Raw genomic sequence first — 26,294 nt, 5'->3', positions numbered from 1 at the left:
AAGTTTAAATGCGCTAAAGTCCCAATAGATTATTTGGAATACCGGTCTAGATGACAAAAAAGATAACCACACATTTAGCACCTGAACTATTGAAGAATAAGCCTCGTCCAAAATCGGTTTATCACCGTAATGCGACTACGACGCCGGAAATGCGTCAATTTATTCAGCAATCCGATTATAGTGTCAGTCAATTATCCAAAATCCTTAATATTACCGAAGCCACCGTTCGTAAGTGGCGTAAACGTGACTCCATCGATAACACGCCAAATACCCCGCACAAACTCAACACAACACTCTCTCCGATGGAAGAGTACGTGATGCTGGGCTTGCGTTATCAATTAAAAATGCCTTTAGACAGGTTATTAAAAGTTACCCAAGAATTTATCAACCCTAATGTATCCCGATCTGGCCTAGCTCGCTGTTTAAAGCGCTTTGGAGTATCAAAACTCGACGAGTTTGATACTCCTTTTGTGCCAGAAAAATTTTTCAATCAGCTGCCGATCACTCAGGGAGCCGATATTCAAACCTATACCGTTAACCCGCAAACCTTAGCCGATACTTTAGCCCTGCCAAGTCCAGATCCGGACAACGTCGTGCAAGTGGTGTCGTTAAGTATTCCGCCTCAATTAACAAAGCAGCAAGCCTATTCTGTTTTGCTTGGCGTTGATTTTAAGTCTGACTGGGTTTACCTCGATATTTATCAAGACAGCCATACCCAAGCGAGTAATCGCTATATAACCCATGTCTTAAAGCACGGGCCATTTCATTTACGTAAGTTATTGGTTCGCAACTATCACACTTTTCTTGCTCGTTTTCCTGGAGCAAGTCAACCAGCCGCAGTATCTACTAGCACCATTGATGCAGCTGGATCCCAACACCAGATAACTGAACCTCAGTTATCAAACGGAGACTCATATGAGCCAATCCAGTAATAAAGATAAGCGTTTAAACAAACGCTTAAAAGATATGCCAGTCGCGATTGTCGGCATGGCGAGTATTTTTGCTAACTCACGTTACCTAAACAAGTTTTGGGATTTAATCAGCGAAAAAATTGATGCCATTATCGACGTTCCAGAAACCCATTGGAACGCTGAAGATTACTACAATGCCGATAAATCAATGGCCGATAAAACCTACTGTAAACGCGGTGGTTTTTTACCCGAAGTCGATTTCAATCCAATGGAATTTGGCTTGCCACCGAATATCCTCGAACTGACAGACACCTCACAACTCTTATCTTTAGTGGTCGCCAAAGAAGTGCTGGCCGATGCAGGTATTGATGCGCAGTACGATACCGATCGCATCGGTATTACATTAGGCGTCGGCGGTGGTCAAAAAATCAATCACAGTCTCAGCGGTCGTTTACAGTACCCTATACTCAAAAAAGTATTTAAAAATAGTGGTCTAAGCGACGCAGACACTGAGATGTTGATCAAAAAGTTTCAAGATCAATATATCCACTGGGAAGAAAACTCATTTCCAGGCTCACTTGGTAACGTGATTGCTGGGCGTATTGCTAATCGCTTTGATTTAGGCGGCATGAATTGCGTGGTTGACGCAGCATGTGCAGGTTCTTTAGCGGCGATGCGCATGGCGATAACCGAATTAGTTGAAGGCCGCAGTGACATGATGATCACAGGCGGTGTGTGTACCGATAACTCACCATCTATGTACATGAGCTTTTCAAAAACACCGGCATTTACCACTAATGACACCATTCAACCTTTCGATATCGATTCTAAAGGCATGATGATAGGTGAAGGCATTGGCATGATGGCGCTTAAACGTCTTGACGATGCTGAGCGCGATGGTGACCGAATTTATGCTGTTATTAAAGGGATTGGCTCATCATCTGATGGCAAGTTTAAAAGTATTTATGCCCCGCGCCCAGAAGGCCAGGCTAAAGCATTAAGACGCGCTTATGATGATGCGGGTTTTGCACCGCACACGGTTGGCTTAATTGAAGCCCATGGAACAGGCACTGCCGCTGGCGATGTGGCAGAGTTCAATGGTCTAAAATCGGTGTTTACCGAAGATAATGATACCCAACAGCACATTGCTCTTGGATCAGTAAAATCACAAGTCGGCCACACTAAATCGACCGCTGGAACCGCTGGGGTCATTAAAGTTGCTTTGGCTTTGCATCATAAAGTGTTGCCACCGACCATTAACGTCAGTAAGCCCAATCCTAAATTAAACATTCAGGACTCGCCGTTTTATTTAAACACCGAAACCCGTCCATGGTTACCTCGTACAGACAATACGCCGCGCCGCGCGGGTATTAGTGCCTTTGGTTTTGGTGGCACCAACTTCCACATTGTGTTGGAAGAATACCGCCAAGAACATGTTCGAGGCGATAAATATCGTCAACGTTCCGTGCCGCAAAGTCTACTAATCCATGCTGAAAATAAAGCTGCATTACAGGCTCAATTAACAGCCCTGCAAACTGAAGTTAAGGCTGTTGATACCACACAGCAAAATCGTCAAGAAATTGTGTTGGCTGATTTTGGTAAACGTTTTGCCTTAACGACCATAGCCCCCAAAGCCGCGCGCATAGGCTTAGTGGTGGCATCATTAGCAGACTTAACCATTCAGCTGACTCAAGCGCTGGCGCAATTGAGTTCGAATACTGCCGACAGCTGGCAATTGCCTTCTGGCACCAGTTATCGCTCAGCAGCATTAATTCATCCTGAATCGGCAAGCCATAAAGTGGCGGCATTATTTGCCGGACAAGGGGCGCAGTATCTGAACATGGGCGTCGATTTAGCCTGTTTTTATCCAGAAATGCGTCAACAATTGATGCAAGCAGATAAGGTATTTGCGCAACATAAACAAATGCCACTATCGCAAATAATGTACCCTACCCCGGCTTTTGAAGCCGAAGATATTGCCGCACAACACGCAGCATTAACCAATACTGCCAATGCCCAAAGTGCTATTGGTGCAGTGAGCATGGGCCAATATGCATTATTGACTCAAGCAGGTTTTAAAGCCGATATGGTGGCCGGTCATAGTTTTGGTGAACTGTCAGCATTATGTGCTGCGGGGGTCATTAGCCAAGCTGATTATTATCAATTGGCCTTTGCTCGTGGCCAAGCAATGGCGGCAACGCCTAAAGATCAAGATGCTGGCGTGATGTACGCCATTATTGTCCCCGCTCAAGCTGCTGACCAAGGTGTTGAAAAGCTTGAACAGTGCATTAGTGCATTTGAGGGCGTCAAAGTGGCTAATTACAATGCACCAACCCAACTGGTTATTGCAGGTCCAACAGCATCATGTACCTTAGCGGCACAAGCAATCACCGCTGAACTTGGTTTTAAAGCAATCGCCCTGCCGGTTTCTGGCGCATTCCACACGCCATTAGTGGCGCATGCGCAACAACCCTTTGCTGCGGCCATCGATAAGGTTAAATTTGCTAAGCCAAAACTAAGCCTTTATGCCAATGGCACAGGTAAAGCACATCCAAATGATCCTAAAGCAATCAAGGCAGCATTTACTGATCATATGCTGCAGTCAGTTCGTTTTAGCGAGCAATTAACCGCTATGTATGACGCTGGCGCACGAGTATTTGTTGAGTTTGGTCCTAAAAACATCCTCCATAAATTGGTTGAGGCGACCTTAGGCAACAAAGCCGAATCAGTCAGCATAGTGAGCTTGAACCCAAATCCTAAAGGCAATAGCGACACTCAACTGCGTCAAGCAGCGTGTCAGCTTGCGGTATTAGGGCTGGCATTAACCGAGGTTGATCCTTATCAAGCGCCCATCGCTGAACTTGCAAAAGTGTCACCGATGAACGTCAAGTTAACTGCGAGTAATTATATTAGCGCCACCACCCAAGCCAAAATGAACAAGTCGCTGCAAACTGGCACAGTTACCAGCAAAACAGTAGAAGTACCGGTTGAGAAAATTGTGGAAAAAATTGTGGAAAAAGAAGTGATTAAAACTGAATACATTGAAGTGCCTGCAACATCAGCACCAGCCTCTGCGGTTGCCGCACCTTTGGCGGCAACGACGGCTGTAGCGGCTAAACCAGTTAGCGCAAATGTGCCTGCGTCGGCCGATAGTATCGGTGCATTTTTTGCTGCGCAGCAACAAACGGCGCAATTACATCAGCAATTTTTAGCCATACCACAGCAATATGGCGACACGTTTGCTCATTTGATGACAGCGCAAGCACAAATGGCATCATCGGGATTAGCCATTCCTGAAAGCTTGCAACGTTCTATGGAGCTGTTCCACCAGCATCAAGCACAAACATTGCAAAGTCACAGTCAATTTTTAACGCTGCAAGCGCAAGCAAGTCAAGCTGCATTAGCCATGTTACAAGGGCAAACACCAATGCCAGCGTCGACGTCAGCACCAGTAGCTGCGGCATCTATGCCGCCTGCATTTGTGCCCCAAAGCCAAGTTGCTCAGGCCACAACGACGCCTTCGACTGTGGTAGCTCCTGTTGCTGCTGCTCAAGTTCAACCAGCTCAAGCGGTTCAATCTCAACAGACTGCCAGTAAACCAGTCCAGGCTCCTGTAGCTCAGCAAGTGAGTTCGCTTGCAGTTTCAGCCCCAACAGCAGGACTATCGCAGCAACAAGTGTTAGACACTATGCTCAATGTGGTCGCAGATAAAACCGGTTACCCAACTGAAATGCTTGAACTTAGCATGGACATGGAAGCCGATTTAGGTATCGACTCCATCAAACGCGTCGAAATTTTAGGCACAGTACAAGATGAGCTTCCAGGTTTACCTGAACTGAGCCCAGAAGATTTAGCCGAATGTCGCACCTTAGGTGAAATCGTTAGCTACATGCAAACTAAATTACCTGCTGCTAATGCAGTTAGTGTTGCGTCTGCTGCACCAGTTGCGGCAAACACCGCAACTGCATCAACTGGCTTAACAGCTGAAAACGTTCAGCGCACCATGCTCGCTGTGGTTGCCGATAAAACCGGTTACCCAACTGAAATGCTTGAACTTGGCATGGACATGGAAGCCGATTTAGGTATCGACTCTATCAAACGCGTCGAAATTTTAGGTACAGTACAAGATGAACTGCCAGGCTTACCTGAACTGAGCCCAGAAGATTTAGCCGAATGTCGCACCTTAGGTGAAATCGTTAGCTACATGCAAACCAAATTGCCTGCTGCCAATGCAGTTAGTGTAGCGTCCTCTGCACCAGTCGCGGCAAACACTGCAACTGCATCAACTGGCTTAACAGCTGAAAACGTCCAACGCACCATGCTCGCTGTGGTTGCCGATAAAACCGGTTACCCTACTGAAATGCTCGAACTTGGCATGGACATGGAAGCCGATTTAGGTATCGACTCTATCAAACGCGTCGAAATTTTAGGCACAGTACAAGATGAGCTGCCAGGTTTACCTGAGCTGAGCCCAGAAGATTTAGCCGAGTGTCGCACCTTGGGCGAAATCGTCAGCTACATGCAAACTAAATTACCTGCAACCTCTGCGTTGCCAACAGTAGCGGCTGCAACGGTTAACTCAACGGGCTTAAGCGCAGAAAGCGTTCAGCGCACCATGTTAGCTGTGGTTGCCGACAAAACCGGTTACCCTGCTGAAATGCTTGAACTGAGCATGGACATGGAAGCCGATTTAGGCATCGACTCAATCAAACGTGTTGAAATTCTAGGTACAGTGCAAGATGAGCTGCCAGGTTTACCTGAACTCAGCCCAGAAGATTTAGCCGAGTGTCGCACTTTGGGCGAAATCGTCAGCTACATGCAAACCAAACTGCCTGCAGCCATTACAGTGGCACCAGTAGCAACCGTCTCTTCATCTACAGCACCGACAACGGGCTTGAGTGCTGATACAGTATTAAGCACCATGATGTCAGTTGTCGCCGACAAAACCGGTTACCCAGCTGAAATGCTTGAACTGAGTATGGACATGGAAGCGGATTTAGGTATCGACTCAATCAAACGGGTCGAGATTTTAGGCACAGTACAAGATGAGTTGCCTGGCTTACCTGAGCTTAACCCAGAAGATTTAGCCGAATGTCGCACCTTAGGTGAAATCGTCAGCTACATGCAAACCAAATTGCCTGCAGCTACCTCAACCGCGATTGCGGCTGTCGCCCCAGCATCAACGGCAAATAAGGTTGAGGTTAACACCGCAGCATTACCGCCACACAGCGAGGTAGCGCTAAAAAAGTTACCCGCGGCGGATAAACTCGTAGATTGTTATTCAGCAAAAAACTGTATTGTCATCACAGATGATGGCCATAACGCCGGTTTACTCGCTGAAAAACTCACTGCAAAGGGATTAACCGTCGCCGTTATTCGTAACCCACAAACCATCAGCGTAGCGCATTCACCATTAAGCAGTGATATTAAAAGCTACACCTTGAGCAGCATTGATGATGCGCACATTGCTCAGGTGATTGCCGATATTAAAGCCGACTTGGGCGCTGAATATGCCATTGCAGGTTTTGTTCATTTACAGCCGCAAACGCTAGTAAATAATCACCCATTAATGTCATGTACTCTTGCTGCAAAAGCCGCTGTCGACAACGCGTTCTTATGGGCTAAGCATCTTCACCCAGAATTTGCTAAACCGACGTCTTCGCGTCTGTGCTACTTTACCGTGAGTCGTTTAGACGGCGGGTTTGGCTACTTAGATAATGACCAATTAGCCACAGCGGAACTGAATCAAGCGGCCTTATCTGGGCTCAGCAAAACCTTAAGCCATGAGTGGCCACAAGTATTTTGCCGTGCCTTAGACATTAGCAATAATATTGATGCTACAAGCTTTGCCGATGCCATCGTTGCTGAGTTGTTTGATATCGATGGTGCCAATGCAAGCGTAGATCGCATTAATGAAGTGGGGATTAGTCAGCAAGGTCGAGTAACCTTAGTCGCCGCCAATGCCAGTGAGCAGTTTGCGCCAGCAACGCTTGATGGTAATGACACTATTTTGGTCACCGGCGGCGCAAAAGGGGTAACGTTTGAATGCGCCCTCACCTTAGCCAAACAATGCCAATCACATTTTGTGTTAGCAGGTCGTAGCCAACATTTTGGCAGCGACTTACCGGCTTGGGCACAAGGCAAGCAAGCCTCTGAGTTAAAAGCCGCGGCCATTGTTTATATTCAATCGCAAGGCAATAAACCCACGCCGAAACAAATTGATGCATTAGTGTGGCCAATTAGCAGCAGCCTAGAAATCGATGCTGCGTTAGCCGCTTTCAGTAAGGTCGGCGCCAGCGCGCAATATGTCTCAATGGATGTCAGCGACGCCACAGCGGTAGCCGCCAGCCTTAATAGCCTGACGAATGCTAAGGGCGACTCATTAACCATTAATGGCGTTATTCATGGCGCCGGTGTGTTAGCCGACAAGCATATTCAAGACAAAACCTTGGATGAACTTAACCGCGTTTATCACACCAAAGTGACCGGGCTTGCAAGCATAATTAATGCACTCGACCCACAACAGATCAAGCTGGTTGCCTTGTTTTCATCGGCTGCCGGTTTCTACGGAAATACCGGACAAAGCGATTATGCTATGTCGAATGAAATCCTCAATAAAACCGCCCTTAAACTGGCACACACCTTAGCGCATGCTAAAGTAATGAGTTTTAACTGGGGCCCTTGGGATGGCGGAATGGTCAGTTCGGCATTAAAGAAAATGTTTGTTGATCGCGGTGTTTACGTGATTCCATTACAAGCAGGTGCCGAGTTATTTGCCCACAGTTTATTAAGTCAGCAAGGCGCACAATTGCTTATTGGCTCTGATATGCAAGGTTCATCAGAACAGGGTAATGCTGTAAAAAAGCTTAATGCGGACGCTTTGCTTATCGCCAAGGGTTCGCTGACGTTTGCAGCTAAGACACAGTCCTCTGATCTTATCAGTATGACGGTGACTCGAGTCTTAACCCCGGCTGAAATGCCTTTTGTTAGCGATCATTGTATTGCTGGTAATCCGGTATTGCCGACAGTATGTGCCATGCAATGGATGCGTGATGCAGCACAAACCTTATGTCATGTGCCTGTCAGTATTGCTGAATATAAATTGCTTAAAGGGGTTATTTTTGACACCAATGAGCCACATTTGCTGCAACTGGAACTAACGCAAACTGTCGCTGGGATCAACGCGCTGATCTCATCTCGTTTGTTAAATGAGCCAAGTGCAGCGATGAAACCGCAATATCAAGCAACATTAGTGATCAATAGCGCCGTCTTGACTGATGATATTGCCAAGCCCGTGATTGATACAGCGAGCCTGACAAAGTGGTCGCATATAGCGCCGTTGAGCTCAGGGGTTGAACTGTATCAAAACGGAACCTTGTTTCATGGCCCGCGTTTGCAAGGCATTAAGCAAGTGTTGGCATTTGATGATGCTCAGCTCTTGTGCCAAGTGCAATTACCGCAGATTAATACCGCTGACTGTCAACATTTTATCCCGTCATCGGCATTAGGTGGCAGCCAAGTTTTCGCGGAAGATTTGCTGCTACAAGCCATGCTGGTATGGGCCAGACTTAAATACGGTGCAGCAAGCTTACCGTCATCTACGGCTGAATGCGTTACCGCTTGGCCATTTGCCAGTGGTGATAAAGGCTATATTCAACTGGATGTTGTTAAACACAGCGGCAGAATGTTAATCGCTAACGTGAGTTTATACCATCAAGATGGTCGCTTGAGTTGCCAAATGCTCAACGCTAAAGTGACTATCAGTAAAAGTTTGAATGGGGCCTTTATTCCACATCAAGCGGCTACTGGTGTGTCTCACCACAGCAAGGAAACAGTGTGACGGTATTAAGCAACATGGCGCTAAACACGATGAGTGAGCGTATTGCAAAGCAACAAACTAAGCCTATGCGATTAGCTTTGTTGCTTTGCAAGCCTAATATTGCCTCGATTAATGAACACCTGATCACTGTCGACACTCATAGTGTCGACGGCTTTGCGTTGGCGTTATTGCACGCTGGCGAACACCTATCGTCCACCAGCAATGATATGGTCAATATTGGCGATCGATTGTGGATTATGTCTGGGTTAATTGCGGCTAAAAACGGTATTCATGCGCATGCTTATATCAATGGTATTGCGCTGAGTAACAACCAAACTGAAGCGGTAACACTTGCCCTTAAGCATGCAAAACGTCTGCATGCTCAGCCACAGATAGTCGCGCTAGATGGCTGTTATAATTTTAGTGCAAGTTCTGATGGCAATGCCACTAATGATGCAGTGACGGATCTAGCTAATGATTCTAGATCTGAGTCAGCTCCTCATGCAAGTGCGCCCCATACGAATGAGACGGCACAAACAGCACTGACGGCAATGGCCAACCTAGTCGAGTCTATCGCGAGTCGCTGTATACCAGCCCAAGACAAGGCTAACGGTCAATATTGGTTTAGCGCATTTCACCAAAGCCGAGTCGCAGCTTTATGTTATCCAACCGCATCAGGTATTCAGGCAATCATCCTTACCCAAGGTCGTGCACTTATCGCCGCCAAGCCGTTAATCAGTACTCAACGTTTATGGCTGCCGCTTAGCGCCGCTTCATTGGCGCAATTGCACACTAAGCTGATGGGCCTTTCTTCGCAGTTACACTCAGCAATTGACGACATAAGCTTACTCGAGCTTATCAAAACCAGTTTGTCAGATTATCAAACAGATGCACCGCTAGCCCTAGTCTTAATGGCAGCCGATCGCCGCGCATTAGTACAAGAAGTCAGCGCGATGATGACCATAATCGCCACTCATCAGCAGCATGATGCGAATAGTCATACGCCGATAGAATATAAAACGCCTGCGGGCAGTTGCTTATATTCAGCGCCGCTGGGTCATAATGGCTTGAGCTTTGTTTATCCTGGCGTTGGCACTGTGTACCCAAACATGCTTAGTCAAATAGGCCTGGTTTTCCCAGATTTGTATGCTGAACTTGAAAACCAAGGTGACATGCAATCGATGTTACAAACGGACTTTATCTATGCGGCAGATAAAAATCGTGCCGCACAGATGAGCCTGAGCCAATTAGCCATTGCTGGTGTTGGCGCCAGTTATATTTTAACCAAGCTGTTGCAGCAAGAATTTGCCATTGAGCCCAAATTTGCTTTGGGTTACTCCATGGGTGAAGCGGCCATGTGGGCGAGTTTAAACGTATGGCAAACACCACACAGCATGATTGCAGCCACGCAAAACAGCAGTATTTTTACCCAAGATATTTCTGGTGAGCTCCGCTGTGTTCGCCAACAATGGCAATTAGCCGATGACGAAAACATTGTATGGAATAGCTTCGTTACTCGAGCCAGAATTGACGAACTCTCGCCCCATTTAGCCAATTACCCTCGGGCTTATATTGCTATTATTCAGGGTGATACCTGTGTTGTTGCCGGCTGTGAAAACAGTTGTAAAGCCTTACTAAAACAAGCGGGTAAACGCGGCATTGCCGCTAATCGCGTCACCGCAATGCACACGCCTGCGGCATTGAACATCAGCGAATCAGTAAGGCAATTTTATCAACAACCATTAGTAGAAAACTTACCAAGCCAATTGCAGTTTATCTCCGCAGCAGAGACTCAGCCTGTTGTATTAACCTCACAAGCCATTGCAAAATCGATTGCCGATACTTTTTGTCATCAGCTCAATTTTACTCAGTTAATTCTCAATGCTCGAGAGCAAGGCTGTCGACTATTTGTTGAAGTAGGTGCCGATCGGCAAACTACCACCCTAATTGACAAAATCAATGCGCAGAGTTGCAATAGCGTCTCAGCGATGGCAATGGCCGTCAATGCTAAAGGTGGCGATGACGTCACCAGTTTACTTAAATGCCTAGGGCAACTAATTGCTCATCGAGTGCCCATGTCATTAAGCCCTTTTATTCGCAGCCTTGACGCTAGCATTAATACATTATCCCAGCAGGCGGCATTAGCCGACGGCTCATCCCTCATTTGTTATAGTGAAACATCATTAGAAGGAGAACCTCATTGAGTTCTCAAGCTACCCCTAAAATAGCCATTGTCGGTTTAGCCAATCAGTATCCAGACGCGGATACTCCCGCTAAATTTTGGCAAAACTTATTAGACAAAAAAGATTCGCGCAGCCAAATCAGTGCCAGCAAACTCAATGCTTCACCGAGTGACTACTTGGGTGTACAAGGCGAATCGGACCGTTTTTATTGCGATAAAGGCGGCTACATTCAAGACTTTCAATTTAATCCTCAAGGTTATCGCATTGAGCCCAGCGCATTTAATGGCTTAGACGATAGCTTCTTGTGGGCAACCGACACAGCACGTAATGCGTTAACAGATGCCGGTATTAGCCTTGACGATAGCTTGCTTAAACGCACCGGTATTGTGATGGGAACCTTATCATTCCCTACGGCTAAATCTAATGAACTGTTTGTACCTCTGTATCACAGTGCGGTCGAAAAAGCCTTACAGACCAAGCTGCAACAGCCAAACTTTAGCCTACACTGTTTCAATAATAGCGTTAACAAGAGTTGTGATCAGCCACAAGCTAATCACGCTGCTACCGCTCAACCGGTTAACTTAGGTAATGGTGCCATTGCCCATAATGCCTCGAAAATTGTTGCCGATGCTTTAGGTTTGGGCGGTACGCAGCTGAGTTTAGATGCAGCCTGTGCTAGCTCGGTTTACGCCTTAAAGCTCGCCTGTGATTACTTGCATACCGGCAAGGCAGATATGATGTTAGCTGGCGCTGTGTCTGGCGCAGATCCATTCTTCATCAATATGGGCTTTTCGATATTTCACGCTTATCCAGACCATGGAATTTCAGCGCCCTTTGATCGTAACAGTAAAGGCTTATTCGCCGGCGAAGGTGCGGGGGTATTAGTGCTTAAACGCCTTAAAGACGCTGAGCGTGATGGCGACCATATCTATGCTTTAGTCAGTGGTATCGGTTTATCAAACGACGGTAAAGGTCAGTTTGTGTTAAGCCCAAATAGCAAAGGCCAAGTACTAGCATTCGAGCGCGCTTATCGCGATGCGGCAGCAATAGACCCAAGTATTACCCCTGCCAGTATTGAAGTGATTGAATGCCATGCCACGGGAACGCCATTAGGCGATAAAGTAGAATTAACCTCAATGGAACGCTTTTTTGAAGATAAACTTCAAGGCAGCGCCACGCCACTGATTGGTTCAGCCAAATCTAATCTAGGCCATTTACTCACCGCGGCAGGCATGCCTGGGATCATGAAAATGATTTTTGCCATGCGCCAAGGCGTGTTGCCACCGAGTATTAATATCAGTTCCCCTATCACCTCGCCTAACGGCTTATTTGGTCAAGCGACTTTGCCAAATGATGTGCTTCCGTGGCCCGATAAAGTCGGCAATAAAGCCCGCCATGCTGGCGTATCAGTATTTGGTTTTGGCGGTTGTAACGCCCATTTACTGATTGAGTCCTATCAAGCTCAGGCAGGGATAAACCATGCTGACAGTAAACGCTCTCAGCTTAGTCGCAGCAAAATAGTCAGTACAGAAACGCCAATGCACATTACCGGCATGGCAGCCCACTTTGGCCAGTGCAGCAGCATCAATGCTTTGGCTGATAAAATCATCAATAAGCAACCACTGTTTAGCCCATTGCCCAATCAACGCTGGAAAGGCTTAGACAAGCACCCTGAGTTATTAGCTCAATATGGCATACATCAGGTGCCACAAGGGGCGTATATTGATCAGTTCGATTTTGATTTTTTACGTTTCAAAGTGCCGCCTAATGAAGATGATCGCCTAATATCGCAGCAACTGTTATTAATCAAAATAGCAGATGAAGCCATTGCCAATGCTAAGCTAACGCCTGGCAGTAAAGTAGCTGTGTTGGTAGCCATGGAAACCGAACTTGAATTACACCAATTTCGCGGTCGAGTTAACTTACATAGCCAAATAGCGCAAAGCCTTAATGCCCAAGGGATCCAGTTATCCAGTGCTGAATATGCCAGCCTTGAAGCAATTGCGATGGACAGTGTTTTAGATGCCGCCAAGCTAAATCAATATACCAGCTTCATTGGTAACATTATGGCGTCACGGATCTCCTCATTATGGGATTTCAATGGCCCGGCATTTACCATTTCAGCTGGTGCACAGTCAGTTAATCGTTGTATCGATGTAGCGCAAAACTTATTTGCTCTTGGTTCGTTACAAGAGCCTTTGGATGCCATCATCATCGCCGCGGTAGATCTTTCAGGCAGCATTGAAAATATGTTATTCAATACTGCCAAGCTTAATGCTAAAGGATTAAGCTCAACCGACTGGAAAGTAGGTGAAGGCGCTGGCGCGATAGTGTTGCAACAAACTAATGCTGCGCATCCAGAGCTTGACAGCTATGCCAGCATAAACAGTATTGATTTTGACTCCTTATCACAACGCCCGGCCAATATTGCAGCAGATCTTATCGAATTAAACCAATCGCCTGAATGCATATTAACAACTCAAGGCCAACAGTTTGTCCAAGGATTAACTGATGCTGCAGCGATCAACTCAGCGCCGTTATTGAGTAAAGCACAAGATATTCTCGGTCACACCTTTGCCGCTTCTGGCATGGCCAGTTTACTGCACGCTTTAGTACAAAGCCGCCATATTGATAAATCGGCCATCAACGCCAGTGTATTCACCAGCAGCGAAACCCAATACTCACAGGTTAATCTGTCTGTTTCGGCGCCGCAGCAATACGCATTGCGTACTCGTCTGAGCAACAATTTGACGCAACAATTAGCCACAGGCAATAAGTTAAGCTTAATTAAGCAAGTTAGTTTAGGTGGCCGAGATATCTATCAACATATTATTGATAGCTCACTTGAAGGTCTCGACAGCATTGTGGCTCAATGCGCCAATATCACAACAATGGCCGACAGCAATCTAGATCAATGTGCTGATACCACTTCAGCAATAGCTAAAATCATTGACACAACTAAGCCAAAAACCACCTGTGACAGCAGCCACTTTAGTGTCAATCATAGCGAGCATATCGCCGAGTCTCTTATGTCAGAAAACACCGTTTCAACAGCAGAGCAACCTAAGGTTGCCAGTGTGACAAGCCCGACCATACCGCCAGCACATTTAAGTGCATTTCAGCAAATTCAATGGTTAGCGCAGCAAGCGCACTTAGCCTACTTATCCAGCCGAGATGCGGGGTTAAAAGTTGCCGACAGTTTATTACGCTCACAATTAGCCGGTTTCGCCAGCCAGCAAATCTCTTATGTGTCGCAGGCTTCACAGCCTGCTGTAAATGTAGATCCTATCGCCTCAGCTGCTGTACCTGTGGAATTAATTCAACCTAATCATGCTTGTGTGCCAGCTTACACCGCGCCGATCCCAGCGAATAAACCGTGTATTTGGAATTATGCTGATTTAGTTGAATATGCCGAAGGCGATATCGCTAAGGTATTTGGCCCAGATTATGCCATCATCGACAGCTATTCTCGTCGAGTAAGATTGCCCACCACAGATTATTTGTTGGTGTCGCGCGTCACTAAACTTGATGCGACCATGAATCAATACAAACCTTGTTCAATGACCACAGAATACGACATCCCAGTCGATGCGCCGTATTTAGTCGATGGTCAAATCCCTTGGGCTGTAGCAGTAGAATCGGGTCAATGTGATTTAATGTTGATCAGTTACTTAGGCATCGATTTTGAAAACAAGGGCGAACGGGTTTATCGTTTATTAGATTGTACTTTGACTTTCTTAGAAGATTTACCTCGTGGCGGTGACACGCTGCGTTACGATATAAAAATCAATAACTTTGCTAGCAATGGCGATACGTTATTATTCTTTTTCTCTTACGAATGCTTCGTAGGCGACAAGATGATCCTCAAAATGGATGGCGGCTGCGCAGGCTTCTTTACCGACCAAGAACTGGCCGATGGTAAAGGGGTTATTCAAACTGAAGATGAAATAAAACGTCGTCAACAAGTGCTCAATAATCCAAACAAACCGACCTTCACGCCATTACTACACTGTAGCCAAACGGCATTTGATTATGGCCAAATTCATCATTTACTGACCGGCGATATTGGCAGCTGTTTTGGCGGCGAACATGTCGCCCACCAGCTACAAAATGGTATGCAAAAATCGCTTTGTTTTGCCTCAGAAAAGTTCTTAATGATTGAGCGTGTTAGTCAATTACAAACTCAAGGTGGTGCTTGGGGCTTAGGCTTACTCGAAGGTCATAAGCACATTGCGCCAGATCATTGGTATTTCCCTTGTCATTTCCAAGGCGATCAGGTGATGGCCGGCTCGCTAATGGCAGAAGGTTGTGGTCAACTATTACAGTTCTATATGATCCACATTGGCATGCATACTCTCGTCGAGAATGGCCGATTCCAGCCTTTGGAAAACGCCTCACAAAAAGTCCGCTGTCGTGGCCAAGTGTTACCACAAACCGCCGAACTGACTTATCGCATGGAAGTGACTGAAATAGGCATTCATCCTCGCCCTTACGCCAAAGCTAATATTGATATTTTACTTAATGGCAAAGTTGTGGTCGATTTCCAAAACTTAGGCGTGATGATTAAGGAAGAGGCTGAATGTACCCGTTACCCACTTATCTCGTTAAACGCAGCAAACACTAGCACTACCGTTGATTCAGACGCTAGCAGTAAAGTGATTGCCAGCAAAGCGCCATTAATGGCGCAAGTTCCAGATTTACATGCCCCGAGTAACAAGGGCGTTATTCCGCTAAAACACCTTGAAGCGCCCATCGTAAGTGCCGATTCAAAGTATGCTAATCGCGTGCCTGATACCGTACCATTTACGCCATACCACATGTTCGAATTTGCCACAGGCGATATCGAAAAGTGCTTTGGCCCAGACTTTAGTATTTACCGCGGATTGATCCCGCCGCGTACACCCTGTGGCGATTTACAGTTAACCACGCGCGTCGTTGAAATTAACGGTAAGCGCGGCGAACTGAAAAAGCCATCATCGTGTATCGCAGAGTACGAAGTGCCGGCAGATGCTTGGTACTTTGCAAAAAACAGCCATCAAGCGGTAATGCCTTACTCAGTGCTAATGGAAATTTCACTACAACCTAACGGTTTTATCTCAGGCTATATGGGCACCACTCTTGGCTTCCCCGGGCAAGAGCTGTTTTTCCGTAATTTAGATGGTAGCGGTAAATTATTGCGCCATGTGGATTTACGCGGTAAAACCATAGTCAATGACTCAAAGCTATTATCAACCGTCATCGCTGGCAGTAACATTATTCAAAGCTTCACCTTTGAATTAAGTGTTGATAACGAGCCGTTTTACACTGGTAGTGCGGTATTTGGTTACTTCAAAGGTGATGCGCTAAAGAACCAGCTTGGTATTGATAATGGCAGGATCACCCAGCCTTGGCATATCGATAATAATGTCGCGGCAGACATTAGCGTCAACTTACTGGATAAACAGTCGCGAGTATTTAATGCACCAGTGAGCCAACCGCATTATCGCCTTGCGGGCGGCCAGCTTAACTTTATCGATAAAGCCGAAATTGTTAACACTGGTGGCAAATACGGTAAGGGCTATCTTGCTGCGTCACGCACGATTGACCCAAGTGATTGGTTCTTCCAATTTCACTTCCATCAAGATCCGGTTATGCCGGGTTCATTAGGTGTTGAAGCCGTGATCGAGTTGATGCAAACTTACGCCATCTCTACAGACTTAGGTAAAGGTTTCACCAATCCGAAATTTGGTCAAATATTGTCGGATATTAAGTGGAAATATCGCGGTCAAATTAATCCGCTTAACAAACAAATGTCACTTGATGTGCATATCAGTGCAGTAAAAGATGAAGACGGTAAGCGCATCATAATAGGCGATGCAAACCTCAGTAAAGATGGTCTACGCATTTATGAAGTCAAAGACATCGCAATCTGTATTGAAGAAGCTTAGGCCCAAAAGGAATAATAATAATGACAACACAAGTGCACAACGAAAAGCTTTCTCCTTGGCCATGGCAAGTTAGCCAGCAACACGTTAGCTTTGATCAAACTGGGATGAACAAAAAGCTCAAAGATTTATCACAAGCGTGTTATTTGGTTAACGACGCGCAACAAGGCTTAGGCGTGGCGCAACAAGCTCAAGTGGTGACCGACGCAGTTAATGCACCTAACACTTTACCTGTAAGCGCTTTTGGACCTGCACTGGGTACCCAAAGTTTAGGCGACAGTAATTTTCGCCGCGTGCATGGAGTTAAATATGCCTATTATGCTGGCGCGATGGCTAATGGCATTTCCTCGGAAGAATTGGTTATCGCGTTAGGCCAAGCGGGTATTTTATGTTCGTTTGGCGCAGCTGGGTTAATTCCATCTCGAGTTGAACAAGCGATAAACCGCATCCAAGCCGCGCTGCCCAATGGGCCATATGCGTTTAACTTAATCCACAGCCCGAGTGAGCCAGCGCTTGAGCGTGGCAGTGTTGAGCTATTTTTAAAACATAAAGTGCGCACGGTTGAGGCCTCAGCCTTTTTAGGCTTAACCCCACAAATAGTCTATTACCGCGCAGCAGGCTTAAGCCGCGATGCTCATGGTGATATTCAAATCGACAATAAAGTGATTGCTAAAATTAGCCGCACCGAAGTCGCGATTAAGTTTATGCAACCAGCACCTGTTAAAATGCTGCAACAACTTGTTGATGATGGCCTCATTAGCGCAGAGCAAATGGAACTGGCACAACTTGTACCAATGGCAGATGATATTACCGCTGAAGCCGACTCTGGTGGCCATACCGACAACCGTCCATTAGTGACGTTACTGCCCACTATTTTGGCGTTAAAAGATGAAGTGCAAGCGCAATACAAATACAAAACACCTATCCGTGTTGGCGCGGGTGGCGGTGTGGGTACACCCGATGCCGCGCTGGCTACGTTTCATATGGGCGCAGCCTATATTGTTACCGGATCAATTAACCAAGCCTGCGTGGAAGCGGGGGCTAGCGAGCATACGCGCAAATTACTGTCAACGACCGAAATGGCCGATGTGACTATGGCACCCGCTGCTGATATGTTCGAAATGGGGGTCAAGTTACAAGTGGTCAAGCGTGGCACATTATTCCCGATGCGAGCCAACAAGTTGTATGAAATTTACAGCCGTTATGACTCAATAGAAGCGATTCCAAGTGACGAACGCGAAAAACTTGAAAAACAAGTATTCCGCTCAAGCCTAGATGATATTTGGGCTGGTACTGTCGCGCATTTTAATGAGCGCGACCCAAAGCAAATTGAACGAGCTAAAGACAATCCAAAACGTAAAATGGCCTTGATTTTCCGTTGGTATCTTGGCTTATCAAGCCGCTGGTCAAACTCTGGTGAAGTCGGCCGTGAAATGGATTATCAAATTTGGGCAGGCCCAGCATTAGGCGCATTTAACGCTTGGGCTAAAAATAGTTATTTAGATGACTACAGCCAACGTCATGCAGTAGACTTAGCGAAACATTTAATGCATGGGGCAGCTTATTTGGCCCGAGTGAATTTATTGACGGCGCAAGGCGTTAGCCTTCCAGTAGCATTACAGCGTTGGCGCCCAATTGATCAAATAAAATAGTTGTTCAAGTGGATCTCGGTTCATCGCGAGATCAGCTACAAAGATAGGAACTAAGATGAGCGATACCCAGAAACTCGATTTCTCAGCGATTAATGCCCCTACATTGGCGTCATTTAATCAACAAAAGAATCTGATTAAGCGCATGCTTAAAGGTAATAATGCCACTTGCAGTGATTGCAATAAACCGCTAACACTGCAATTGCCGCCTAACACTAAACAGGCCAAACCTGCAGCTAAAGCCCCTGGGATTTATTGTGCTAAAGGTTGCACCGATATCGAGCTAGACATGGAAGCGGTAGCGTTAATGAAATAGTACGCATAAAAGCAATACTCATTGAAAAGATAAATGCGTAAGTACTCGCCAACAATGACCAATAAAAAATGACCACCTTTAACAAGATGGTCATTTTTTTTCGCGCTTTATCTATTTACATGCAGCACTATCGCCATATCCAGTACTAAGATTATTGAGCAAGCCACTGCTTGAGGATCATTGGCTTACCACAAAGCTGTTCAAGCGAATGAGCACCCGAGAGTGCAGTCTCAAACTGACTAAATGGCACATTAGGCCATAAACTGATCGTAAATTGCGTATCAGCAGTGACAGCTCCCACACCTTTTGGGGTTCCCGTCATAACAATATCACCATCATTTAAAGTCATAAACTCACTAAGCGCATTAAAAATGGCTCGAGGCTGATACATCATTAATTGCTGATGCCCAAGTTGGGTCACGACATTATCAATGGTTAACTGAAAACACCAATTATCCATGCCCGGAGTGATTGGAATAAATTGACTAAACAGGGCTGAGCTATCAAAGGCTTTTGCTCTCTCCCACGGTAAGCCTTGTTTTTTTAATTTACCTTGGAGCTCGCGTTTAGTCATATCTAACCCAAGGCCAACTGCACCAAACTGACCATCTGCCACCATAAAACACAACTCGGTTTCATAATGCAACACTTCGTCCTTATAGCTTAATAAGTTCTCAGTAATCGCTGAATTAGGCTTAAGAAATACCACCATATCATCGGGTACTTCATTGCCTAATTCATCAATATGCTCAGCATAATTTCGCCCAATACATATCACTTTCGACGGCGTAATATTTTTCTGTTGGCCACTGGCTTGTATTAGCGTTACCGATTGTTGACTCACATTAACCTCGAATGGTTTCAAAATAATGATAAAAAATATCGATTTAGCGATATAAACAACTACACTTTTTAGACTTAAAGCAAAATACTATTGGGTGTCTAGTGAACATAAAGATAGCCTATCAATCTTGCTGCTAACTGACGATATAGATGTTGAACAGTAGCCATATAAACTTAACAAGGATATACACATCTTGATTACAAGCTAGGTATTGCTTACTTATAAACAATGAAATACTACTATAAAAACAAAGATATATTTCTATTTTTTGCATAAGTGCATTTACATTTTTTTTACAACGTTCTAGTCTAGAGTCAGTCTTAATCAGACAATAAACAAGCAATAGCACATATAAATATAGTATGAATGACGTCAGGTAAATAACAATAAGAGAGACCAAATGGCCATGTTCGAATTCACTATTAAACAAAAAATAGCGCTAGGTTTTTCCTCAATAGGCTTATTACTGCTTGTTGGAAGTAGTTTTTTCTATGGTTCCCTAAATCAAATTCAAACAGCAAATAATAATATTGAAACCTTAGCCGTCCCGGTACAAAATCAATCGAACGGGTTGCAAATTACCTTATTAAAAATGGCAAAAACAGATAGCCTAGCTTATTCACAAACAGGTAATGACAATATTAATCTCAGCTTTACACAATTTAATCAATTACAGCAAGAATTCGATAATGTATTAAGCACACTATTAGTTAAAGTCGCCGATCAGCCGACGATGCAACAGGCGTTAACCAAAGCCAAAAATGCTTATGAGCAGTACATTAAGCAATCTCGCACTATGTTCAACGCAAAACTCGAAATAGAGCAAACCCGCGCCACTTTCACCACTTTAAAACAACAGTTCGACGATGCGCGCATCAGCGCCAGTAATAACATGATTGATTTAGAGCTTATCGAAGCGCCAGAAAATGAGGCCTCATTATTAGAAGAAGTGGTTGGTGGTGGAGTACGTATCGATGACATGCTATTTACTCTGGGTAATACCATGACAGAACTCGGTCGATTAACCTCTACCGATGCCGTGGACATCCACAAACAAGATGTTGCCATGTTATTAGGTAATATTAGCGTCAATGGCAGCTACTTAACTCAACAAGCTGAACCCTTAGGTGCTGCGGCGCTATTTGCAGAATTTAACACTCACTTGCAAGCAATTAAACAATTTACAGATGAGCCTGGTAACTTGTACATCGCGCAACAAAATGTCATCAATAAGCAACTCTTGGCAGAGCAAAGTCACCTGCAAGCTAACACCTTTTTTGATACGACTAATCAGCAGTTAGATCAATTAGTCACACTCGCTAACGAAAGGTTCCACCTATTGCAGATGGTGGCCGTTGATGAAGTGACGACAGCACAAACATTAGCCATTTCAATGGCAGTGATATTTGTATCGATGGCGATTTTTATTTATTACTTTACCTCAAAAGCCATGTTAGGCCCTCTACAAGCAATAAACATCGCATTATCGCGAATTGCGGGTGGCGATTTATCGCAACGATTAAGCAAACGAAATAATGATGAATTTGGCGAATTGATAGACAACACTAATAAGTTATCTGATGATTTGACCCAGTTATTACAAGCGATTAATAGTGATGCCCATCAATTAGATGAATCCGCTATTCGCTCACAAGTACAAAGCGAAAAAATATCTCATTCAGCTTCACAACAGATTGATAATATTAGCCAAGCCAAACAGCTTGCCGAACAAATACATCACAGTTCAACTCAGGTTAATCAACAAGCTTCTGAGTCAGAACAATATATCAAATCCGCCTCTGTCCAAGGAGGACAAATAAAAACCATTGCCGATGATAACCGTATCCGTATTGAGACCTTATCAAGTAGCTTGCACGACTCAGTTAAGATCATGACAACGCTTAGTCAGCATAGCAACAATATTGGCGGGATTTTAACAACGATTAGTGCTATTGCAGACCAAACCAATTTACTTGCGTTGAATGCAGCCATTGAAGCAGCCAGAGCGGGTGAGCATGGTCGCGGCTTTGCTGTCGTTGCTGACGAGGTACGTTCATTAGCCTCTAGAACTCAATTATCAACAGCTGAAATTCAAACCATGATAGATGCATTGCAACAAGAAACCACAAACGCCGTTAAGGCGATCACCCAAGGACAAAACCAAGCCAGTGAATGTGTAGAACAAAGCCAATCTTTACATGATGCGATTGAAAAAATAGAAACCGCATTAAATACCATTAGTGGCATGAGCCAAAATATTACTCACGCGGCCAATGAACAGGTTAATTACAGTCAACAAATAGAACAAACAATGACTCAGACTGCAGACTCAGCGCAACAAAATGCCCAAGAATCGGCATCAATGACAGAAAGAAGCCAGCAACTAAACCAATTAGCTCATTCACTGACGACCTCAGTAGAACGCTTTAAACTATAACCATTAAGCGAATAAAAACCTGAGGAAAAGCCAGAGGGGCGGTATCAATAACTCAATAAACTATCAGCTAGAGCCATGAGCTGATCCACTGACTTCATGTATCAGTGCAGTGAAACGTTTTATAACATCATGATTAAGCGAATAAAAAGGCCAGAAACGTCAAGTTTCTGGCCTTTTTGACATCTGCTGTTTAATTTATTTCTTGCCTATGGCCCCAACCGCAAAACGTCTGATAATTGATCTAACCATCATTACGGATTCACCTAACTCACTACTATTATGTAAGGATTTTTCTGATGATATTTTAGTTATCTCTGCTGAATCAGCAATATCAATAATCTGTTGGTTAATGTGTTCTGCGACAGCGCCTTGCTCTTCTACAGCGGCTGACATATCCAAGGTAAGTTGGGTAATTTGCTCGACTGATTGATTAATCGACGCTAATGCATTACGAGTTTCATCGACAATTTGAACACCTTTACTCGCCGCTTGCTCGCCCCTAAGTGACACTTGGACAGCGTTACTGGCACGTTTGGTTAACACACTGACAATACTGTGAATTTTATCGGTTGATTCGCGAGTTTTAAATGCCAGAGAGCGGACCTCATCAGCAACAACACTAAATCCTCGTCCTTGCTCACCTGCCCTTGCTGCCTCAATGGCCGCATTTAACGCAAGTAGATTAGTTTGATCGGCAATACTGGAAATAATACTGGCGGCTTGACCAATCTCATTGGTGGATTCCGATAACTCGCGAACGGTAGTCGCGATATCAGCAACCGAGAGATTTAATTCATCAATAGACTGTTTGGCTTGATTTGCAAGTAGAGCCCCTGCACTCACATTGTCTAATGCATCTTTAGCACTATCAGCATTACGCTCGACATTAGCAGAGACCTCTTGTATCGCTGTAGACATCTCTGTAATGGCTGAAGCAATTTGTTGTATTGATGCGCTTTGAAGACCGACAGCTTTAGCGGTTGACTCTGCTTCAACTTGGGTATGCTCAACAATACCATCTAAAGATCCTGCTGCATCCTCGATCCTTGTCATAGCGGTACGACATCGAGCAATTTCACAACCAAGAGCTAATTTAGCCTGTGCTTTGGCGCCAAAATCAGCAAAGTAGGTTTCTGCGACAGTGCGATCGGTAAACGAATTAGGATTGAGTGTGACGACTTCTAGCCAGTCTTGCTGTTGTTTATAGCCTAACCATGCAGCTGATAGTGTTAGTGTGATTAAACTTATCAAGCCAGGGATCAGCCCCCAAAACTCAAAGAGTACCATTGACAAAACAAACATAGGTAACCAAACGGGCAACAACTTAAGTACTTGATGTGTTATTTTAGCATGCAGTGGCCTTGGGGACTTATTGGCCTTAATCCTGGCATAAGCAGCCTCTGCTCGAGCAATTTCTGCAGGTAATGCAGTTATCCTAACGGACTCATATCCTGCTACTTTATTGTTTTCAAACACTGGGGTGACAAATGCGCTAACCCAATAGTAATCGCCATTTTTTCGACGATTCTTAACCAACCCCATCCATACTTTACCAGCTGAAATACAGGCCCACATCTCTTTGAACACTTCACTTGGCATATCGGGATGACGAACGAGATTATGGGGTTTTCCGATTAACTCGCTTTTGTCAAAGCCGCTGACTTCAACAAAGGCATCATTACAATAAGTGATGTGGCCGCGTAAATCAGTTCCTGAAATTAAACGAACTTCATCGTCGAAGTAATATTGCTTTAGAGTAACGGGTTGGTTATTGCGCATGGACACTAAATCCTTTTAAATGTATGGAAAATAAGCATCCATTAAGATTATCTTTGACACCAAAGGTGCAAAGATAACAATTCCGTTTAATGAGCTTGTTGGTTGATAACATCACTGTACTTAACGAGATATACACTTATTTTGATAAGTCATTATAAGTTTGGTATGTATCTGAAAATTGTCAATTAATTAATTAACTATCTGTAAAATAATATTGGTCGATTTATTACCAAGCATTACTCTCGTCGTTTTAAACTTAACCTTGATTGGCTTATCGTGAAGCGAGTTGAAAATGAGCTGAATTCAGGATACTTAGCCTAAAACAGTAAATCCAACATTAGGTTAATCATCCTGTTGCGAGTTTAAAACACATCTTTATCTATAAACTTAACCCGAGCTTCGTCATCACCAAGGGTTAAGTTATCTAATAACATAGTGCTAATAATCGCTTTATACAGCTTGATTAACAATCCAATTAAACTCTCAAAGGGTTTCTATTCAAGAACGTTATTCAGCGTACTCTTGCATAAAATCATCAAGATTATCGTTAATAACTTCTATTTCATCACCACTAAATTGTGCAATGTGAAACAAGCCCTCACCTTCATTGGTGACCGGAATATTGCTGTTGCCAATAATAATCCCATCTGTTGGGGCCTTTAATGGTATCGGCTCGCCGCCCAGAGGGTTTACAATATTGGCTAACACTTGGCCTTTAGATACTCGCTCACCCAGTTTAAATTTAATATTCACCAGCCCATCAGATTCACTTCGTACCCAGTAACTGCGACTTGCATTAACACTGGTGGTTTTAGTGTTAATTTTACCTTTGGTCATACCTAAACAACGCATCACATTGATAACGCCATTTACACCAGACTTAATCGACATATCGCTAAAGCGCAGTGCTTCACCAGCCTCATATAAAATACAAGGAATATTAAGGCTGTTAGCATAACCGCGCATTGAACCTTCACGTGCTTTAGAAGACATTATGACTGGTGCTCCAAAAGCATTAGCCATATCGAGCATCATTGTATCGTCGGTATCACAGCGGATCTGCGGTAAGTTATCGCGATGAATTGCGCCAGTATGTAAATCAATAATATGGGTTGCACGTTTAACTAAAATACTGCTAAATAAATGCGCTAAACGGCTGGCAAGCGCACCTTTAGCTGAGCCCGGAAAACAACGATTTAAGTCACGACGATCGGGTAAATAGCGAGATTGTTGAATAAAACCAAATACGTTAACGATAGGGACAATGAGTAAGGTCCCGGTTAAGGTTTTAGCATTCACACGACCGAGCAAGCGTCGACATATTTCAATGCCATTTAACTCATCACCGTGGATCGCTGCACAAACCAATAAAACAGGTCCCGCTTTAGTGCCATGAAACACTTCAACGTGCAGATCCATCGGTGTATCGTTATACAGTTTTGCTGCGGGCAATTTAACACTTTGTTGAGTGCCTGCCGGTACGCTAACATCACCGATAACAAACGGTTCGTGCTTTCTTGCCATTAACCAACTCCTTTCGTTTTCGAGCTAGTAGATTTAACATTTTTTTCAATAAACTGAATGATCTTTTCCGCAACATCAATACCGGTGGCTTTTTCGATGCCTTCAAGACCCGGAGATGAGTTAACTTCCATCACTAATGGACCGTGCTTAGAACGTAATATATCTACACCCGCAACGTTTAGCCCCATCGTTTTAGCAGCACGTAATGCCGTTGAACGTTCTTCTGGAGTGAGCTTAACAATGCTGGCGGAACCACCACGGTGTAAATTAGAACGAAACTCACCTGGTAATGCTTGGCGTTTCATCGCCGCTATCACTTTGTCACCAATCACGAAACAACGAATATCAGCGCCACCAGCTTCGGCAATATACTCTTGCACCATGATGTTGGCTTTTAACCCCATGAAGGCTTCAATAACCGATTCGGCGGCTTTACGGGTTTCAGCTAATACAACACCGATACCTTGAGTGCCTTCAAGTAACTTGATCACACAAGGAGCACCACCGACCATGTCCAACAAATCGGGAATATCAGCAGGCTTACTGGCAAAACCGGTCACCGGCAAACCAATATTCTTGCGAGATAACAGTTGCAATGAACGTAATTTGTCCCGAGAACGTGTAATGGCGACAGACTCGTTTAATGGGTGAGTGCCCATCATTTCGAACTGGCGTAATACCGCGGTGCCATAAAAGGTCACTGACGCGCCAATTCGCGGAATCACGGCATCAAATTTTGGCAGCTCTTCACCGCGGACATGAATACTAGGTGCATTCATGTTGATGTTCATGTAACACTTTAATGGATCGACAATTTTGATCACATGACCGCGAGCTTCAGCAGCTTCTCTTAAGCGACTGGTCGAGTATAAATTCTTATTTCTCGACATTATTGCAATATGCATTTG

General features: G+C 44.6%; 11 protein-coding genes. 7 read left to right on the top strand and 4 right to left on the bottom strand.

Translation table 11 applies throughout. The annotated features are described in order from the left end of the window. Positions 1–50 precede the first annotated feature (50 nt). From ACED29_RS05075 to ACED29_RS05050, 6 genes are read left to right on the top strand one after another with little or no spacing between them, the layout of a single operon-like run. The gene (locus ACED29_RS05075) at positions 51–932 is read left to right on the top strand and encodes a transcriptional regulator (RefSeq protein WP_371697182.1); all 882 of its coding nucleotides are present in this window, start codon (positions 51–53) and stop codon (positions 930–932) included. Further along, positions 916–8,751, top strand: coding sequence for an SDR family NAD(P)-dependent oxidoreductase (locus tag ACED29_RS05070; RefSeq protein ID WP_371697181.1), 7,836 nt, complete (start codon positions 916–918; stop codon positions 8,749–8,751). Before ACED29_RS05075 ends, ACED29_RS05070 begins: the two co-directional genes overlap by 17 nt. Next, a complete protein-coding gene (locus ACED29_RS05065; protein WP_371697180.1) occupies positions 8,748–10,934 on the top strand; it encodes a PfaB family protein in 2,187 nt (728 codons plus the stop codon). Before ACED29_RS05070 ends, ACED29_RS05065 begins: the two co-directional genes overlap by 4 nt. Further along, positions 10,931–16,840: a beta-ketoacyl synthase N-terminal-like domain-containing protein gene (locus ACED29_RS05060; protein ID WP_371697179.1), complete on the top strand. Its 5,910-nt coding sequence runs from the start codon at positions 10,931–10,933 to the stop codon at positions 16,838–16,840. The genes ACED29_RS05065 and ACED29_RS05060 overlap by 4 nt, the downstream gene beginning before the upstream one ends. A 20-nt stretch (positions 16,841–16,860) precedes the next feature. Continuing rightward, positions 16,861–18,489, top strand: coding sequence for an eicosapentaenoate synthase subunit PfaD (gene pfaD / locus ACED29_RS05055; RefSeq protein WP_371697178.1), 1,629 nt, complete (start codon positions 16,861–16,863; stop codon positions 18,487–18,489). A 55-nt stretch (positions 18,490–18,544) separates the two neighbouring features. Next, the gene (locus tag ACED29_RS05050) at positions 18,545–18,802 is read left to right on the top strand and encodes a hypothetical protein (RefSeq protein ID WP_124016955.1); all 258 of its coding nucleotides are present in this window, start codon (positions 18,545–18,547) and stop codon (positions 18,800–18,802) included. Between the two features lie 151 nt (positions 18,803–18,953). On the opposite strand, the gene ACED29_RS05045 is transcribed toward ACED29_RS05050, so the two are convergent. Beyond that, complete coding sequence (locus ACED29_RS05045; RefSeq protein WP_371697177.1) at positions 18,954–19,646, bottom strand: fumarylacetoacetate hydrolase family protein; 693 nt, start codon at positions 19,644–19,646, stop codon at positions 18,954–18,956. Between the two features lie 400 nt (positions 19,647–20,046). On the opposite strand from ACED29_RS05045, the gene ACED29_RS05040 reads away from it, so the two are divergent. Continuing rightward, a complete protein-coding gene (locus tag ACED29_RS05040) occupies positions 20,047–22,083 on the top strand; it encodes a methyl-accepting chemotaxis protein (protein ID WP_371697176.1) in 2,037 nt (678 codons plus the stop codon). 195 nt (positions 22,084–22,278) lie between these two features. Here ACED29_RS05040 and ACED29_RS05035 read toward each other — a convergent pair whose 3' ends face one another. The 3 genes from ACED29_RS05035 to rimK form a co-directional block, all read right to left on the bottom strand. Next, the gene (locus tag ACED29_RS05035) at positions 22,279–23,862 is read right to left on the bottom strand and encodes a PAS domain-containing methyl-accepting chemotaxis protein (RefSeq protein ID WP_182698027.1); all 1,584 of its coding nucleotides are present in this window, start codon (positions 23,860–23,862) and stop codon (positions 22,279–22,281) included. 507 nt (positions 23,863–24,369) lie between these two features. Further along, entirely contained in the window at positions 24,370–25,386 is a 1,017-nt protein-coding gene (locus ACED29_RS05030) for a succinylglutamate desuccinylase/aspartoacylase family protein (protein WP_124016952.1), read from the bottom strand. Continuing rightward, positions 25,386–26,291: a 30S ribosomal protein S6--L-glutamate ligase gene (gene rimK, locus ACED29_RS05025; protein WP_182741559.1), complete on the bottom strand. Its 906-nt coding sequence runs from the start codon at positions 26,289–26,291 to the stop codon at positions 25,386–25,388. The genes ACED29_RS05030 and rimK overlap by 1 nt, the downstream gene beginning before the upstream one ends. Positions 26,292–26,294 lie beyond the last annotated feature (3 nt).

Origin of the sequence: Shewanella sp. 5S214 (genome assembly GCF_041439795.1) — a bacterium.
Taxonomy (GTDB): Bacteria; Pseudomonadota; Gammaproteobacteria; order Enterobacterales; family Shewanellaceae; genus Shewanella; species Shewanella vesiculosa.
This window is presented reverse-complemented; position numbering and strand designations above follow the sequence as displayed.

What these genes read in the sequence shown, in the direction of transcription:
- ACED29_RS05040 (WP_371697176.1), top strand. Translation starts at nt 20,047, where the DNA reads ATGGCCATGTTCGAATTCACTATTAAACAAAAAATAGCGCTAGGTTTT.
- ACED29_RS05030 (WP_124016952.1), bottom strand. Translation starts at nt 25,386, where the DNA reads ATGGCAAGAAAGCACGAACCGTTTGTTATCGGTGATGTTAGCGTACCG.
- rimK (WP_182741559.1), bottom strand. Translation starts at nt 26,291, where the DNA reads ATGCATATTGCAATAATGTCGAGAAATAAGAATTTATACTCGACCAGT.
- ACED29_RS05075 (WP_371697182.1), top strand. Translation starts at nt 51, where the DNA reads ATGACAAAAAAGATAACCACACATTTAGCACCTGAACTATTGAAGAAT.
- ACED29_RS05070 (WP_371697181.1), top strand. Translation starts at nt 916, where the DNA reads ATGAGCCAATCCAGTAATAAAGATAAGCGTTTAAACAAACGCTTAAAA.
- ACED29_RS05050 (WP_124016955.1), top strand. Translation starts at nt 18,545, where the DNA reads ATGAGCGATACCCAGAAACTCGATTTCTCAGCGATTAATGCCCCTACA.
- pfaD (WP_371697178.1), top strand. Translation starts at nt 16,861, where the DNA reads ATGACAACACAAGTGCACAACGAAAAGCTTTCTCCTTGGCCATGGCAA.
- ACED29_RS05035 (WP_182698027.1), bottom strand. Translation starts at nt 23,862, where the DNA reads ATGCGCAATAACCAACCCGTTACTCTAAAGCAATATTACTTCGACGAT.